A 15,921-nucleotide genomic window follows, 5' to 3' on the forward strand; every position below is an offset into this window, starting at 1 on the left:
AATCCATGAAACCGATTCACCTGAAGAAGACCGCCACCGCCATTCTGATGGCGCTCGGCGAGACGGCCTACGGCGTCCTGTTTCGCTACATGAAGCGCACCGGCATGGTGCTTGCGTTCGGCGACGATGACGTCAAGGAGATCAAGGCATCCCTCGACAAGATCAGCGGCGACGTGAAGGCGGCCGGCGAAAAGGCGCTGGCCGAGGCCAAGGCCGCCGGCAAGCTGTCGGAGGAAACAAAAGCCGAGGTCGACAAGCTGCTGGTGACGCAAGGTGAACTGCAGGCCAATCTGCAGGCCACTCAGCAAGCGCTGGCCAAGCTCGAGGCGAACGGTGCTGGCGGCGACGTGCAACACGAATCGTTCGGTCAGCGTTTCGTGAACAGCGACGATTTCAAGGCCTTTGCTGGCAAGACCACGCCGCGCGGCCGCGTCGACATGACTTTCCATGCCGCGATCACGACGCTGACCACGGATGCGGACGGCTCAGCCGGTGATCTGGTGACGGCGACGCGCCTGCCGGGCGTCATTGCTCCGCCTGATCGTCGCATGACCGTGCGCGACCTGATCACCCCGGGCCGTATGGACGGTCAGGTGCTCGAATACGTGAAGGAAACGGGGCTCACGAACAACGCAGGGATGGTCGCCGAGACGGCCAAGAAACCCGAGTCGACCCTGAAGTTCGACATGGTGACCACCTCGGCCAAGGTCATCGCGCACTTCGTGAAGGCGTCCCGCCAGATCCTGAGCGATGCCTCGCAACTCGCGAGCTACATCGATGGACGCCTGCGCTACGGCCTCGCGTTCAAGGAAGAACAGCAGTTGCTGAATGGCGATGGCACGGGCCAGAACCTCCTGGGCATCATCCCGCAGGCCTCTGCGTTCGTGGCGCCGTTCGACCCGGCCGGTACCGAGACGAACATCGACAACATCCGTCTTGCCATGTTGCAAGCCGCGCTCGCCGAGTTCCCGGCCACGGGCATTGTGATGCACCCGAGCGACTGGGCGCGAATCGAGTTGCTGAAGGACACGACGGGCCGCTACATCATCGGCAACCCGCAGGGTGTGGCGCAGCCGACGCTCTGGGGGCAGCCGGTGGTGGCCACGCAGGCAATCTCGGTCGACAAGTTTCTGACCGGGGCGTTCAAGCTCGGCGCGCAGGTGTTCGATCGCTGGGAAGCCCGCGTCGAGGTGGCCACCGAGAACGAAGACGACTTCGTGAAGAACCTGGTCACCATCCTGGCCGAAGAGCGCCTGGCGCTGGCCGTGTACCGGCCGGAGGCCTTCATTTACGGCGACTTCGGCAACGTGACCTGATCGGCGCCAGCCGCTCAGCCGGGCCCGCTTCGGCGGGCTTCTGTCACCTCCTGGAGATCATCATGAAGATCAAGTTCAAGGCGCCGGATCCGCGCGCTGGCGCGGTCGTCCAGTTGGACAGCAGCCGCGCGCAGCATTTCATCGACACGGGCGCTGCCGTGCTGGTGAAAGAGGACGAATACCGCTCGACCGTGGCGCGCGCCGAACTCGACAAGGCGCTGGCCAGCCTGCCGGGTGAAAACGACGATCCGGACTACGTGGTCGGTGCCATGCGGTCGCACTTCAAGGGACTGTTCACCGATGACGATGAAGCCAAGGTGCGCGAGTTGGTGAAGGCGCCTGGTGGCGCGCCGGTCGTCCAGCCGGACAGCGAGCCGGCGGCCGAGCCCCGAGTCGAGCCTGTCTCGGCTGCGGACGAGAAGCCGGCCGCCGAGACGAAGCCCAAGGGCAAGTCGAAGGGAGCCTGACATGCCGATCCTCGCTCTCGACATGGTGAAGTCGCACCTGCGGGTCACGTGGCCGGACGAGGATCAGCTGATCGGCCTGTACCTGGCCGCCGGTGAAGGCGCTGCGGTGTCGTTCCTGAACCGGAAGGTCTACCCGGACCAGTCAACCTTGGACGCCGCGGTGCTGGCCGGCACGGCCGGCGACGATCCGATGGTGGCCAACGCCGAGGTCCAGGCGGCCGTCCTGCTGACGGTCGGCCACCTGTACAGCAACCGCGAGGACGTGGTGGTCGGCGCAACGGTCGACGAGTTGCCGCGGGGCGCGCGCGATCTGCTGCAGCCGTACCGTGTGGGGCTGGGCGTATGAGGGCCGGCCAGCGCAGCGAGCGCGTCGAGATCCAGCGGCCGGCGGACGGCCAGGACGATCTGGGCCAGCCGACGGTAGGTTGGGTGACCGTGCGGCCGGTGTGGGCCAACATCCTGCACAGGTCCGGCATCGAGGCCATCCGCGCCGATGCGCCGGCATCGATCGTGCAGGCCAGCGTTCGCATTCCGTGGCTGGCGGCCGACGGCGTGACCACGGCCATGCGCGTCCTGTGTGCCGACGGCACGGCGTACGGGATCAAGGCGATCCTGCCGGACCGCGTGAAGCGCCAGTTCGTGGATCTGGTGTGCGAGACAGGGGCGGCAGATGGCTAACTCCGCTGAAAAGGTGGTCGTGGAGGCGCTGAAGACCATCGTCGATCTGAAGGTATTCCCCGACGTGGCGCCCACCGGAACGGCGGGGCCATACGTCACCTACCAGGCCGTCGGCGGGCAGGACGTGAACGGGCTGGACGGGCCCGCCGACCTGGAGAACCAGCGCGTGCAGATCACGGTGTGGTCTCTCAAGCGCGCAGATACGGTGGACACCATGCGCGCCGCCCGTACGGCGCTGGTGGCTGCCGGTGGCCTGCCGATTGGCGCGGCCGTCAGCCAATACGAGGAAGACACCAAGCTGTACGGTAGCCGGCTCGACTTCAGCATCTGGTATCGACCCTGAGCAGTCCCCACAACCGATTTTCCCTCGCCCGCCCTGCGCGGGCTTTTTCATTCCGAAGAGGTCAACATGCCATCTACCGCAATTTCCGCGCAGGGCTCGAAACTGGAAATCTCCAGCACCGCAGGCTCGGCAAAGACGCTCACCGCCATCGCGTTGGGCTTTCCGACGATTCTGACGTCCGCTGCCCACGGCCTGACCAACGGTGACGTCGTGACCCTGGCCGGCCTGACTGGCGCCGATGCCGCGACGCTGAACGGCCAAACCGTGGCGATCAAGAACGTCACCACCAACACGTTCGCCGTGGACATCAACACGGGGGGCAAAACGATCACGGCCGCCGGCTCGGCCACGCCGCTGAACTGGACGAAGATCGAGAACCTGATCTCGTTCAACGGCTTCGACGGCCAGGCCAGCGAACTGGACGTCACCGACCTCGACTCGACGGCCAAGGAATTCATGCTGGGCCTGCAGGACTGGGGCACCTTCAGCTTCGACGTGAACCGCGACTTCAACGATGCGGGCCAGCAGGCTGTCGATGCTGCGAAGCGCGCGGGGGCCCAGCGTTCGTTCAAGCTGACGCTGCCGAACTTGAAGACGAAGACGTTCAACGCCTACGTCAAGAACAGCCCGCTCGAAGGCGGCGTCGACCAGGTGCTGAAGACCTCGGGCGTGACGCTGCGCATCACTGGCGACGTGGTGGACGCATAACATGGCACTCCTATCGAAGGCAGCGATTCTCGAAGCGGTGGACCTCAAGACTGAAGACGTCGAGGTCCCCGAGTGGGGTGGGACCGTGCGTGTTTCGGTAATGACCGGCACAGCGCGGGATCGGTTCATGGAGCTACAGGCGGAGGGTGGGGAGAAGAAGACGCCTGTGAGCCTGTTCCAGGCGCGCTTGTTGGTCTCGTGCGTTGTCGACGACAGCGGGGCTTTGGTGTTCGGTCCGGAAGACGTGGAGCCGCTGAGGCAACGTAGCAAGGCGGCCATTGACCGCGTCGTGGACGTGGCTATGCGCCTGAACAAGATCGGCGCTGACGCGGTGGAGGATGAGGTAAAAAACTCCGGAGCCGCCCAGAGCGGCGATTCTGGATCCGCCTCAGCATCGACTTCGGTATCCCAGTAAGAGAGCTTCAGCAGCGTGTCACCAGCGCGGAGTTTGTCGAGTACATGGCGTCCTATCAGCTCGACCAGCGAGGCGGTCACTACGACGATCTCCGGGCGGGCGCAATAGCTTCAGTCATCGGAAATGTTCACCGGGATAGAAAGCGCCATCCGGAGCCATTCTCCGAACTCGACTTCACCCCTTGGAACGAGTATTCGCGCGAACGACGCGCTGCTGAGCCGATCCTGCTCGACGACGCTGACGCGCAGTCGGACCTGATCTCACGAACGATGTTTCCCCCGAGGACGTGATGGCATCACATCTGCGCATCGAGAATCCGGAAGGCTTGACATCTGCTTTGAGATCGCTCGAGGCAGTAGCAAGCGAGTCGGTTCTCCGACAGGCTGCAGTAGCTGGCGCCCGCGTTATTCACGCGGAGGTCAAGCTTCGTGCGCCTGTCGATCTCGGAATATACGAAGGAAAGAGTGGCAAGCATCCAGCAGGCTTCCTGCGGGACAACATCCTGATCGCGTACGACAAGGAACGATCGGCGGATGGCTTGCGGGCGACGTATCTGGTGACTTGGAGTAAAGAGGCGTTCTATGGGCGCTTTCTCGAGCATGGCACATCGAAGATGGCAGCGAAGCCGTTCCTTCGGCCCGGCTATGAGGCTAGAAAGCGGGACGCTGTGAAGGCCGTGCAATCGGTGATCCACGAGAAGGTGAAGGAGTTGACGAATGGCCGATGAAACAGTCGTTCGTGTCACAGCGGATGCGGATGGTTACATCTCTGCGATAGAGAAAGCGCGGAAGAGCGCTGTGGACTTTGCGAGCAGCCAAGACACCATTCGCCAGCGGTTGACGAACTCGGTCGCGGCCGTCGATGCAGCTCGTCAGGCTCTCAAGGCGCAAGGCGACGAGGCACTTTCCGCGTTCAACAAGTCCTCCCGGACCGCTGAAAAGTGGCTGACGCAACTTCAGCGGCAGGCGAGTGAAGCGGGAAAGACTCGCGAAGAACTCATGCGCCTGCGCGCTGCTGAGTTGGGCGTCTCCGAGGCAGCCGAGAAGTACATCGCGCAGATCGAATCAGGCAAGGATCGCGTAGGAATGTCTGCGGCTGCCATGAACGCAGCAATGCGATCAGTGCCAGCGCAAATGACCGACATCGTCACGCAGCTGGCCGGCGGCCAGAGCCCGCTGCTGATCCTAACCCAACAGGGCGGACAGCTGAAGGACATGTTCGGCGGGATTGTGCCGGCCGTGCGGGCGCTCGGCACGTATGTCGCCGGCCTGGTCAATCCGTTCACGCTGACCGCCGCGGCGGCAGCCGCGCTCGGCTATGCCTTCTACGCGGGGAACAAGGAAGCCAAGGAGTTCAACAACACCCTGGTGCTGACGGGCAACTATGCCGGCCAGACGGCCTCGTCGTTCCAGGCGCTTGCGCAACAGGTCTCCGTCGACGCCAACTCGTCGTTCGGCGATGCACGAGAAGTGCTGATGGACCTCTCGAAGAGTGGGCGCTACACCGCCAGCGAGATCGAGGGCCTCGGTAACGTCATCATCCGGACTTCGCAGCTGAGCGGCGAATCCCTGGAGAACGTCAGCAAGGATTACGCGAAGCTGGCCGAGGATCCTGCGAAGTGGGCGGCAGAGCACAACCAGTCCATGCACTTCATGGACGTGGCGACCTATCAGCACATCACGGCGCTGCAGGAGGCGGGCGACAAGCACGCCGCGATTCAGGCTGTGATCGAGGCTGCGACGGCGCAGGTGGCCAACGCCTCGGTGAAGAACCTTTCCGTGGCGGGCCAGGCGTGGCGCGACCTGACGCAGACGGTCTCCCGATTCTGGGAAGAGACGAAGAAGGGTCTATCGACCGGGCCGACGCTGCAGGACCGCATCGACACGCTGATGGGTGAGCGCGGCGGTATCCAGCACAACCCGCTGGCGTCTGGCCGTGTCGCCCAGATCGACCAGCAGGTCGCGCTGCTGCAGGAGCAGCAGCGGATGGAGCAGCGCGCCGCTGAAACCTCGGCGGCCAACGCGCGTCGGCAGGAGGCGGCCATTGCCGCACAGCAGCGCATCGACAAGATGGCCGACACGGTCATGTCGAACGCCCAGCGGCGCCAGAAGGAGCTGGAGAAGCTGCAGAAGGACCGCCAGGACATTCTGGCGGCGGGCGGCAAGTTCTCGGACGAGGACTATGCCAACCTGGTAGCCGGCATCAACTCCAAGTACAAGGACCCGAAGGTCGCCAAGCCGAAGAAGGAAAAGGCGTACCAGGACGACGCAGCCACCCGGTTTCTGCAGCAGCTGCGCGACCAGGATGCCGCCGCGCGCGCGGCGCTGGACTCGTCCGAGAAGCTGACCGGCGCTGAGAAGCAGCAGGCCGAATTCCTGCAGAAGATCGCCGACCTGAAGGGCAAGGACATCCTGACGGCGGACCAGAAGAGCCTGCTGGCCAACCAGGACGCCATCAAGGCGCAGCTCGCCCAGAACGTAGAGCACGAGCGGGCGCTGAAGTACAAGGAAGAGATCGCCAAGCTGGAAGACCGGTCCGCCGCGGTGAACGCGCAGATCGGCAACTACCAGAAGTCGCAGGCTGAGCAGTACCAGCGCCAGCTCGATGCCATGGGTCGGGGCAGCGATGCGCAGCGGCAGGCGGAGCAGGTCAAGTCGATCTACACCCAGTACCAGAACCTGCAGTTGCAGCTGGAAAAGGCAACGCCGGAGGCCGCGCGCGGTTCCGAGGCGTACCTGAAGGCGCAGCAGGACATCCGCGACGGCCTCGACAAGTCGCTTCAGGACTACGACACCTACTACGCGACGCTGAAGGAGAAGCAGGCGGACTGGGTCAACGGCGCGACCGAGGCCATGGCCAATTATGCGGATTCGTCGCGCAATGCCATGGCGCAGGCGAGCAACGCCGCCACCAACGCGTTCAAGCGGATGGAGGACGGCATCGTGGCGTTCGCCACTACCGGCAAGTTCAACTTCGGCGATTTCGCGCAGGCGGTGATCGCGGACCTGATTCGCATCCAGGCGCGCGCGGCGCTGTCGGGGCTCTTCACGCAGCTGGGTGGCCTCATCATGGGGGCGGCCGGCGGCGCGGCGGGCGCGGATACCGGAACGGCTGGCATCTCGAGCACGTCGCCGGTCGACATGTCGTCGGTGCAGGGGATCGAGTTGCGCGCGGCCGGCGGCCCGGTGAGTGCCGGGCAGCCGTACATCGTCGGCGAGGTGGGGCCCGAACTGTTCGTTCCGCCGGCGTCGGGGAGCATCGTGCCCAACAGCGCGCTTAGCGCGGGCGCTGCGGGTGGTGGCAACGTGACGATCATCCAGCACATCAACGTTGATAGCAGGTCCGATCAAGCGTCGATTGTGCAGGCCATGAAGGCAGCCAAGGACGCTGCTGTGGCCGAGGTACGGTCTAACCTGGCACGCGGCGGCGACCTGCAGCAAATGGCAAGGAGATAGCGGATGCCAACGATCGATTGGCCATTGAGCCTTGTGCCGGCGAAGTCGACGTGGGGCCTTCAGTCGAATACGGAGGCGTTCACGTCGCCGCTGAACCGCTCGGTGCAGACCGTCGAGCGGCCCGGCGCGCGGTGGAAGGCGTCGTGGGAGTTCCCACCGAAGAACGATTTCGAGCGTGGCTTGCTGGAGGCGTTCCTGGCGTCGCTTGGAGGGATGGCGGGCAGGTTCACCGTGTGGCCGCACCAGCGGCCGGGTAACTCGCTGTATAGCCCGATGGTCAACGGGAACCTGACGGACTTCCGCATGCTCCCTTCGTTCAATTGGGCCCCGAACGCGGTTGTCCTGCGGGCAGGGGACTACATCGCTGCCGGCGGCGAGCTGAAGATTGTGACGGCCGATGTGGCGACCAATGCGATCGGCCTTGCCACGATCCCGGTTTCGCCGCCGTTCCGCAAGCAGCCGGGGAACCTTGCGCCGATCACAACGGACCGGCCGCGCGCCACGATGATGCTGGCAAGCGATGAGTACTCGATCTCGGTCTTGCCTGGCCGTATCTCCGACGCGGTAGTGATTAGCGCCGTCGAGGTGTTCCTATGAATCGCAGCATGGATGCGATCACTGCCAGTGCGGTCACGGCCTGGCACGTGCCATACGTCTACTTCGTGAAGATGGACTTTCCGTCGGCGGCGCTGTGCGTTTGCAGCGCCGGTTACGACATGCAGTGGAACGGCCTGACATGGCTGGGCCTCGGCATGCTTGGCTCCATCGACGCCATCCAGGAGCAGGCGAGTCTGGAAGCGATCGGCCTGCGGTTGACGTTGTCCGGGGTGCCAACGGACGTCATCGAGATCACTCTGGCGGAACAGTACCAAGGGAAACCGTGCCAGGTGTGGCTGGCTCCGCTGCGAGAGGACATGCAACTGCTGAGCGATCCGGTTCGCGTGTTCAGCGGCCGGATGGACGTCCCGGACATCGAGGTCGGCGACACGGCGACCATCACCGTGGCGGTTGAGTCTCGGATGGTGTCGTGGGAGCGCGCCAAGGTAAGGCGTTACAACAACGAGGATCAGCAGAGCCGGTACCCGGGCGATCGCGGCTTCGAGTTTGTTGCACAGATGGTGGAGAAGAATCTCTCGTGGGGCAGGTGATGCAGCGGTTCGAGGATTGGCCGACGCGGCTTGCCGCGTTCATCGAAGCCCACCTGGAGCGGGCTTTTTCATGGGGCGAGGCAGACTGCTGCCTCTTCGTATGCGACGGGGTCGAGGCACTTACCGGGCACGATCCGGCCGCCCGCTGGCGTGGTCTCTACACCAGCGAGAAGGCTGCCCGCCGGCTGATGCGAGACAACGGCGGCGTGCGTGGGTTGGCAGCTCTTGCCTTCGGCCCCCCCGTGGTGACCGCGATGGCCGGACGCGGCGACGTCGTGCTGATCGACACACCGGCCGGTGAAGCCCTTGCTCTGCACGCCGGGAACGTGATTGCCGCGCAGGGCGAGCACGGTATCGAATTCCACCCGATTGGCGCGGCGAAGGCCGCCTGGAAGATTTAGGAGACGCGCATGCCAGCAGCAGCGGCAGCAGCAGTTGCCTCAGCAGCTTTCGCGACTGCAGGTGGTGTCGCAGCCGGTGTCGCGGCCGTGGCCGCAGCCACGATTGCATACGGGGTGACGTACGCAGTGGTTTCATTGGCTATCTCATTCGCGATTGGCTCGCTAATGGGGGCGGTCTTCAAGCCGAGATCGAGCAACGGCTTCTCAACAGAGGCCCAAGGTCGCACGCAGGTTGTGCGCTCCAACGTCCAGCCCCGCAACCTGATCTATGGCCGCGCCATGACCTCAGGTCCGCTCATTTACGCGGCGAGCACCGATGGCGACAAGAAGAACCAGTTCATGCACCTGGTGATCGCCCTGGCTGACCACCAGTGCGACGGCATCGAGGAGATCTACCTGGGCGAGGACCCGGCCGGCATCCCGGAGAGCAATGTCTACCCCACGACCGGCAAGTTCCTGAAGATTTGGGGCACGTCTTCGGCGATGACGGTGGCAGTGCCGGAGGGCGCCACGTCGATGACCTTCTCGGTACCGGACGGCAACCTGTACAGCCTGCCTTCGATCGTGGCCAACGTGGCGCCGAACCTCCAGAGCCCCGATGGAAACACCTACACGGTGACGGACGTCTCGTGGACTCCAGGACTGCCGACCGTCACGGTGAACGGCCTGCTGCCGTACACGTATGAGCTCAAGGTTACGTACGAGATCCAGAACACCCACGCCTACGTGCGTGTGAAGCGACACCTTGGCTCGCCAGATCAGACCGCCGATGCCGATATGGTGGCGGAGGTACCCGGATGGACGTGGGATCACCGGCTTCAGGGCGTGACGTACATCTATGTGCGTCTCGAGTTTGACTCGGACATCTTCCCGAACGGCCTTCCCAACATCAAGGCCATGGTGCGCGGAAAGGTGCTCTACAACCCCTTCTATGGGACGCGATACTGGACCGACAACTGGGCCATGTGCGTCTACGACTATCTCACCGACGAGCGGGGGTTCGGCTGCGATCCGCGCGACATCGACATGGAGGCGTTCGGGGCGGCGGGCAACATCTGCGACGAGGCCGTCCAACTGGCCAACGGCGGCACGCAGCTGCGGTACCGGTGCAACGGCGTCGTGATGACCGACAAGTCGCCGCGCGACAACCTGGCGGAGATGGTGTCGGCCGGCGGCGGGACTGTAGTCATCGCCGGCGGCATCTTCCGGATGTTCGCGGGGGCCTACGACATCCCGACCATCACCCTCACCGAGTCGGACCTTCGCGGCCCAGTGAAGGTCAGGCCACGGACGTCACGCAAGGATCTGTTCAACGTGGTGAAGGGCACGTTCATCGATCCCGCGAAGAACTGGCAGCCGAGTGACTTTCCGCCGGTGAGCAATCCGCTGTATGCCGCGCAGGACGGCGAGGTCATCGAACGGGACATCGAGCTGCCGTTCACGACCGACGCCACGATGGCGCAGCGCCTGGCCAAGATCATCCTGGAGCGATCGAGGCAGGGGATCGTCGTCGAGTTCCCGGCGAAGCTGAGCGCTTTCCGGCTGTCGGCGTACAGCACCGTCAAGCTGTCGCTGGCGAAGTTCGGGTGGAGCGAGAAGGTCTTTCGGGTCATGTCGTGGAAGCTCAGCGAGGACGGTGGCGTCGATCTGGTGCTGAACGAGGAAGCGGCAGCGGTCTACGACTGGAACGCAGGGAACGCGACCACGTATGACCCGGCGCCGGACACCAATCTGCCCAGTCCATACGTCGTGGAGAACGTCGGGCCGATCAACCTGGATTCGGGCGAGGCTCACCTGGTGCTTTCGGCCAGCGGCGTGGTGACGTCTCGCATCTTCGTCACCTGGCCGCAGCCGCGCGAGCTGTCGGTACGACAGACCGGGCGGACGGAGATGCAGTACAAGCGTGCCGACCAGGCGGACTGGTTGACGTTGCCACTGATCTCCGCCGACACGACGATGCTGTATGTGTCTCCGGTGGACGACGGGAAGCTCTACCAGGTTCGCGCGAGGTTCGTCTCGGCGCTGGGCGTGCGCAGCCCGCAGTGGACGTATTCCGCGGTTCACATGGTCGTCGGCAAGCTGGCGCCCCCGAAGAACTTGACCGGTTTGTCACTGACCGTGCTGAACGGTTTCGCCAACCTGACGTGGGATGCGGCCACCGACCTCGACGTGCGTAACGGCGGACAGGCACGCATCCGGCATACGACCGACACCATCCAGCCGAGCTGGGCCAGCGCCATCGACATCGGAGGCTTCGTGTCGGGTGCCGCGAACTCGGCGCAGTTGCCGCTCCTGGAGGGCGTCTACCTGGCGAAATGGATCGATTCGACCGGACACGAGTCACCCCAGGCGGCCATGGTGATCACCACGGCGCCGTCGCTGGCTACGCTGAATATTGTTGCGACTGTCGCTGAGCACCCTGCGTTCGCTGGAGCCAAGTCGAACGTCGTGCGGGATCCTGCCCTCAATGGCATCAAACTGATTGGTAGCGGGCTGATTGACTCTCAAGGCTTGTCCGATGCGACTGGCGTCTGGGACGATCAAGGTGTCGTCGACAGCCTTGGCCCCATCGATACAGTGGTCGGTACCGGTGGATGGGGGCTGATCGATTCGCTAGGCGGCATCGTGGCGAACGGCAGCTACCAGTTCGCCAACACGTTCGATCTGGGCTCAGTCGAGAAATCGCGGTTGACCGCGACCATCGACGCGTTGTCGTTCGATACGGGAGACCTGATCGACTTCCGGTATGACCTGATCGACAGTTGGGAATCAATCGACGGTGGGCGTATCAACGACACCGCGGTGATGCTGTTTGTGCGCACGACGAACGATGACCCGGCGGGCACGCCGACGTGGACTGCGTGGCAGCGGTTCTCGATGGGCGACTACGAGGCGCGGGCCTTCCAGTGGAAAGTCGAACTCGAGAGCGGGTCGTCCACGCACAACATCGTGGTGACCGGGCTGACGGTCGGCGTCGATATGCCGGACCGGCGCGAATCGGGAAGGGACGTCGTTTCGTCAGTAGGAGCCACTGTCATCACGTTCGACAAGCCATTCCGCGTGCCTCCGGTGCTCGGCATTACTGCCCAGAACATGGCTCAGGGCGATTACTTCACGATCCCGGCCCCGAGCAAGACGGCCACCAGCTTCACCATCACCTTCTTCAACGCATCCAGCACGCCCGTGTCGAGACGTTTCGACTGGGATGCTGTTGCGTACTAACTCGGAGAGAAAAGCATGTCACAACACGACATGGAAATCGCGAATCAAGCCGGGGCGTCCTTCCGCGCCGATCTGAACGATGCATTGAAGGCCTTGGCAAGCACGAATTCGGGGCCATCTCAGCCCACGACGCCCTTTCCGTATCAGCTATGGGCTGATGCAACCACGGGCGTACTGAAGATGCGAAGCGCTGACAACACCATTTGGATCAGTTTGGCGCGGATGGATCCCTACTTCGGCTTGACCAAGGCCGGGATGATCATGTTCCACACAAAGAGCGTGGCTCCGAGCGGCTTTCTGAAGTGCAATGGAGCGGCGATCTCCCGCACTACGTTCGGTGAGCTTTTCAGCGAGATTGGAACGACCTTTGGTGCCGGTGACGGATCGACGACGTTCAACGTCCCCGATCTCCGCGCGGAGTTTATCCGCGGCTGGGACGACTCGCGTGGGGTCGATTCGGGTCGTGCCTTTGGCTCCGGGCAGGGCTTTTCCGTCGAGAGTCACAACCACTTGTACGGCGGGACGGCTATTCAGTTCGCCCCCGGCGCAAATGGCAGTCTCGTGACCGGCAACACTTATTCCACCAGTTTCTACGGCGGCTCGGAGACACGGCCGCGGAACGTCGCGTTGCTCGCCTGCATCAAAATCTGAGGACCGCTCCATGGAAATTTTCAACTATCAGCCTATCACCGGCGAACTGCTCAGTACCGGAATTGCCGACGAGAACCCCCTCGACGCAAATGATCCGATCATTCCGGGCTACGCCACGCCCGAGCCGCCGCCGGAAGCACCGCAGGGCAGGGTGGCCGTCTACCGGGACGCGAACGGCGTGCCGCCGCAGAACTGGCCGAACGGGGCCTGGACCTTGGCGCCCGACTATCGCGCCGTGCCCCTGTACCGGACCCTTGACGGATCGGCGTTCTACCTCGGGGCCGAGTACAACGGGCTGGGAGACCTGCCGCCCTTCCTGACGGACGAGCCGCGGCCGTCGCCGGCGCACGTATGGCTGAGCGATGAATGGGCGCTGGACGAGGCGCTGGAGACCTCGCAGCTCGTGGCGGCCGCCACCGCGGAGCGCGATTCGCGGCTGGCCGAGGCCGACCAGCTGATCGCACCGCTGATGGACGGCTTCGTGCTGGACGAGCTGACCTCGGAGGACGAGGCCCGGCTGAAGGCGCTCAGCCAATACCGGAAGGCGCTGCGGGCCGTCACGTCGCAGGCAGGATTCCCGCGCGCCATCAACTGGCCGGTGAAGCCGGCGTAGCCGCGCGCTGCCGCCTGACCACGGCCGCCACAGGGCGGCCATTTTCCTTTCTGGAGCCAGATCATGACCATCGGCATGTCCGCCGCGCTGCGCAACGCGCGCCTCGATGCAATTACCACGGCAGCCGGCGCAAACGCCAAGCTGCGGCTGTACAGCGGCACGCGGCCGGCGACCGGCGGCGCCGCGACGACGCTGCTGGCGGAGCTGACCTGCGGCGCGACGCTGGCGCCGGCGGCATCCGGGGGCGTGCTGACGCTCAATGCGATCACGAGCGACACCTCGGCCGACGCCAGCGGTACGGCAACGTGGGCGCGCCTGGTCAAGTCCGACAACACGTTCGTGATGGACATGGACGTGGGGACCAGCGGGGCGGACCTGAACATGAACTCCAACGTGATCTCCGCCGGCGCGGCCGTGGCCATCACCGGGGCGACGCTGACCGAAGCGAACCCCTGATCTGAACCGGGAGGACGGCTGTGCCAACCATAGTCCTCACGACAGGCACAACCTGGACCGTACCGTCCGACTGGAACTCGGCGGCGAACACGGTCGAGGTCTGGGGCGCCGGCGGCGGCGGCGGTGGAGCCAACGCATCGAGCGCCCACGCGGCGGGCGGCGGCGGTGGCGGCGCTTACTCCAGGATCACGAATCTGACGCTCACGGCCGGGGCGTCGGTTTCGATCCGCATCGGCGCGGCCGGTACCGCTGGTGCCGCGGCGGATGGTAACGGCGGTGCCGGCGGCGACAGCTGGCTCAACGGCACGACGCTCGCTGGCGCGAGCTGCAGCGCGAAGGGCGGTTCGGGCGGCACGGGCGCCAGCAACGGCGTGGGCGGAGCGGGCGGGACGACGGCCGGCGTCGGCACCACCAAGTTCGCGGGCGGCGCTGGCGGGTCTGGCGCCGGGAGCCCATTCGGCTCTGGCGCCGGCGGCGGCGGCGCGGCAGGCCCCGCCGGAGCCGGCATTGCGGGGGCAAACGCCACGGTGGCCGCCGGCGGGGCCGGGGGAGCCGGCAACAACGGTTCCGGGGGTGCTGGCGGCGCGGCCAGCGCCAACGCCGGCGCGGCCGGCACGGCCAACGTAACCGGCGGCGGGGGCGGGGCGGGCGGCGGCAATGGGTCGCCCGAAACCGGCGGCGCCGGCGGGCTGCCCGGCGGAGGTGGCGGCGGGGCTGGAGGCGCCAGCGGCAGCAATCTCGGCGGCATCGGGGGTGCTGGCCAGATCCGGATCACCTACACGGCGGCCGGCAACACCGGCACCCTCGCGGCCACGGTTGGCGGGGCGACCGCGGCGCTATCGGGCAATTTGCAGTTCGTAGGCGCGATCGCGGGTGCCCCGGCCGCCGCCACGCTCGCCGCGGGCGGTACCCAGACGTTTGTGGGCAGCCTGGCGCGGCCCCTCGGAGGCGTAGCGCCTGCCGTCGCCGGGGTCCAGACCTTCAGCGGGACGCTCGCCGGCCAGCTCGGCGGGGCTTCGGGGTCGATCAGCAGCAACCAGTCCCTGTCGGGTTCGCTGGCCGCGCCACTCGCGGGCAGCACCGCCGCGATGGCGGGCGCTCAAACGGTTTCGGGTGCCATAGCGGTGTCGCTGGCCGGCGCCGCCGGCGCCCTTGTCGGTGCGCAGCTGCTTACCGGGGCAGTCGCCGCCCATCTGGGAGCGGTGACGGCCTCGCTCGACGGCCTGGCGCTGGATTCGGCGGGCGGCGCCATCGCGGCCACTCTGGAGGCTGCCTCTGCGTCCTGGAGCGGGCGTCAGACCTTCTCGGGAGTATTGGCGTCGACAGTCGGCGGGCCGGTGGCGGCCGTCGGCGGGTCGCAGACAGTCTCCGGCAGCGTGGCCGCCGGGCTGGCGCCAGTGCATGCGGACCTGACCGGCATGGTGGCAGATGGCATCGCCGGCACGCTGGCCGCCGCGCTGGGCGCGACGGTGGCGGCAATACTGGGACGGCAGACGTTCGGCGGCACGCTTTCGGCTGCCCTGGGCCCTGTGGCGATGCAGGGTGCTGGCCTGGTGGTAGCAGCGGCCGCCGGCCCGGTCGCGCCCGCGCGCGTCGTCGTTGCGCCTGAGCAGCGGGCGATCGTTCTGGCAGTTGAGCGCCGACGCGGCGTCGCGTCGCGGGCGGAGACATCCGTTGCGGTTTCCGCAGAGCCACGCGTGGTGCGCGTGGATCCTGAAACGAGAGTTCTGGAGATTCCAGCATGACGAACGCATTTCCCCCGAAGGACCCGGCGGCCGTCCTCGATTACGAGGTCGACTGGTCGGCCTGGCTCGCCCAGGGCGAGACGATTGCCGGCACGCCGGTCATTGCGGCGCCGGGTATGACGGTCAACCCGGCCGGGAAGCAGACGCAGGTCGACGGCGGCAAGGTGGTCTTCTGGCTCGGCGGCGGTACGGTGGAAACGTTCCACGACGTGTCCTGCCAGGTCACCACGTCGGCCGGCCGGACCGATCGACGAACGTTTCCGCTCCGCGTCGCGGCGCGCTGAACACCACAGCCACCTTCGG

Annotated in this window: 19 protein-coding genes; all 19 read left to right on the forward strand. The window is 65.5% G+C overall.

Annotated features, from left to right (window positions below; translation table 11 throughout):
* Positions 1-5 precede the first annotated feature (5 nt).
* The 19 genes from EPAKOI_RS03420 to EPAKOI_RS03510 all read left to right on the forward strand — a co-directional run bounded on the left by EPAKOI_RS03420 (position 6) and on the right by EPAKOI_RS03510 (position 15,902).
* Positions 6-1,316, forward strand: a complete 1,311-nt coding sequence (locus tag EPAKOI_RS03420) for a phage major capsid protein (protein WP_423192973.1) — start codon at positions 6-8, stop codon at positions 1,314-1,316.
* 62 nt (positions 1,317-1,378) lie between these two features.
* On the forward strand, positions 1,379-1,783 hold the full coding sequence (locus EPAKOI_RS03425) for a hypothetical protein (RefSeq protein WP_423192974.1): 405 nt from the start codon (positions 1,379-1,381) through the stop codon (positions 1,781-1,783).
* A gap of 1 nt (position 1,784) precedes the next feature.
* Positions 1,785-2,129 (forward strand): head-tail connector protein, encoded by a 345-nt coding sequence (locus EPAKOI_RS03430; RefSeq protein ID WP_423192975.1) that lies wholly within the window; start codon positions 1,785-1,787, stop codon positions 2,127-2,129.
* Complete coding sequence (locus tag EPAKOI_RS03435) at positions 2,126-2,461, forward strand: phage head closure protein (RefSeq protein WP_423192976.1); 336 nt, start codon at positions 2,126-2,128, stop codon at positions 2,459-2,461. Before EPAKOI_RS03430 ends, EPAKOI_RS03435 begins: the two co-directional genes overlap by 4 nt.
* Positions 2,454-2,804: a DUF3168 domain-containing protein gene (locus EPAKOI_RS03440; RefSeq protein WP_423192977.1), complete on the forward strand. Its 351-nt coding sequence runs from the start codon at positions 2,454-2,456 to the stop codon at positions 2,802-2,804. Before EPAKOI_RS03435 ends, EPAKOI_RS03440 begins: the two co-directional genes overlap by 8 nt.
* A gap of 66 nt (positions 2,805-2,870) precedes the next feature.
* The gene (locus EPAKOI_RS03445) at positions 2,871-3,512 is read left to right on the forward strand and encodes a phage tail tube protein (RefSeq protein WP_423192978.1); all 642 of its coding nucleotides are present in this window, start codon (positions 2,871-2,873) and stop codon (positions 3,510-3,512) included.
* Position 3,513: 1 nt separating this feature from the next.
* The gene (locus EPAKOI_RS03450) at positions 3,514-3,927 is read left to right on the forward strand and encodes a hypothetical protein (RefSeq protein ID WP_423192979.1); all 414 of its coding nucleotides are present in this window, start codon (positions 3,514-3,516) and stop codon (positions 3,925-3,927) included.
* On the forward strand, positions 3,918-4,217 hold the full coding sequence (locus EPAKOI_RS03455; protein WP_423193477.1) for a phage tail assembly protein T: 300 nt from the start codon (positions 3,918-3,920) through the stop codon (positions 4,215-4,217). Before EPAKOI_RS03450 ends, EPAKOI_RS03455 begins: the two co-directional genes overlap by 10 nt.
* On the forward strand, positions 4,217-4,654 hold the full coding sequence (locus tag EPAKOI_RS03460; protein ID WP_423192980.1) for an HK97-gp10 family putative phage morphogenesis protein: 438 nt from the start codon (positions 4,217-4,219) through the stop codon (positions 4,652-4,654). Before EPAKOI_RS03455 ends, EPAKOI_RS03460 begins: the two co-directional genes overlap by 1 nt.
* Positions 4,644-7,382 carry a phage tail tape measure protein gene (locus tag EPAKOI_RS03465; protein ID WP_423192981.1) on the forward strand — a complete coding sequence of 913 codons (2,739 nt, stop codon included), beginning with the start codon at positions 4,644-4,646 and terminating at the stop codon, positions 7,380-7,382. Before EPAKOI_RS03460 ends, EPAKOI_RS03465 begins: the two co-directional genes overlap by 11 nt.
* A gap of 3 nt (positions 7,383-7,385) precedes the next feature.
* Complete coding sequence (locus tag EPAKOI_RS03470) at positions 7,386-7,979, forward strand: hypothetical protein (protein WP_423192982.1); 594 nt, start codon at positions 7,386-7,388, stop codon at positions 7,977-7,979.
* On the forward strand, positions 7,976-8,530 hold the full coding sequence (locus tag EPAKOI_RS03475) for a hypothetical protein (RefSeq protein ID WP_423192983.1): 555 nt from the start codon (positions 7,976-7,978) through the stop codon (positions 8,528-8,530). The genes EPAKOI_RS03470 and EPAKOI_RS03475 overlap by 4 nt, the downstream gene beginning before the upstream one ends.
* A complete protein-coding gene (locus tag EPAKOI_RS03480) occupies positions 8,530-8,931 on the forward strand; it encodes a DUF6950 family protein (RefSeq protein WP_423192984.1) in 402 nt (133 codons plus the stop codon). Before EPAKOI_RS03475 ends, EPAKOI_RS03480 begins: the two co-directional genes overlap by 1 nt.
* 9 nt (positions 8,932-8,940) lie before the next feature.
* The gene (locus EPAKOI_RS03485) at positions 8,941-12,153 is read left to right on the forward strand and encodes a phage tail protein (protein WP_423192985.1); all 3,213 of its coding nucleotides are present in this window, start codon (positions 8,941-8,943) and stop codon (positions 12,151-12,153) included.
* 15 nt (positions 12,154-12,168) lie between these two features.
* Positions 12,169-12,804, forward strand: coding sequence for a phage tail protein (locus EPAKOI_RS03490; protein WP_423192986.1), 636 nt, complete (start codon positions 12,169-12,171; stop codon positions 12,802-12,804).
* Between the two features lie 10 nt (positions 12,805-12,814).
* Entirely contained in the window at positions 12,815-13,417 is a 603-nt protein-coding gene (locus tag EPAKOI_RS03495; RefSeq protein WP_423192987.1) for a tail fiber assembly protein, read from the forward strand.
* 63 nt (positions 13,418-13,480) lie between these two features.
* Positions 13,481-13,873 (forward strand): hypothetical protein, encoded by a 393-nt coding sequence (locus tag EPAKOI_RS03500; protein ID WP_423192988.1) that lies wholly within the window; start codon positions 13,481-13,483, stop codon positions 13,871-13,873.
* Between the two features lie 20 nt (positions 13,874-13,893).
* Positions 13,894-15,618, forward strand: coding sequence for a hypothetical protein (locus EPAKOI_RS03505; RefSeq protein WP_423192989.1), 1,725 nt, complete (start codon positions 13,894-13,896; stop codon positions 15,616-15,618).
* On the forward strand, positions 15,615-15,902 hold the full coding sequence (locus tag EPAKOI_RS03510; protein ID WP_423192990.1) for a hypothetical protein: 288 nt from the start codon (positions 15,615-15,617) through the stop codon (positions 15,900-15,902). Before EPAKOI_RS03505 ends, EPAKOI_RS03510 begins: the two co-directional genes overlap by 4 nt.
* Positions 15,903-15,921: the final 19 nt, after the last annotated feature.

Origin of the sequence: Cupriavidus sp. H18C2, from assembly GCF_049393795.1 — a bacterium.
GTDB lineage: Bacteria > Pseudomonadota > Gammaproteobacteria > Burkholderiales > Burkholderiaceae > Cupriavidus > Cupriavidus pauculus_C.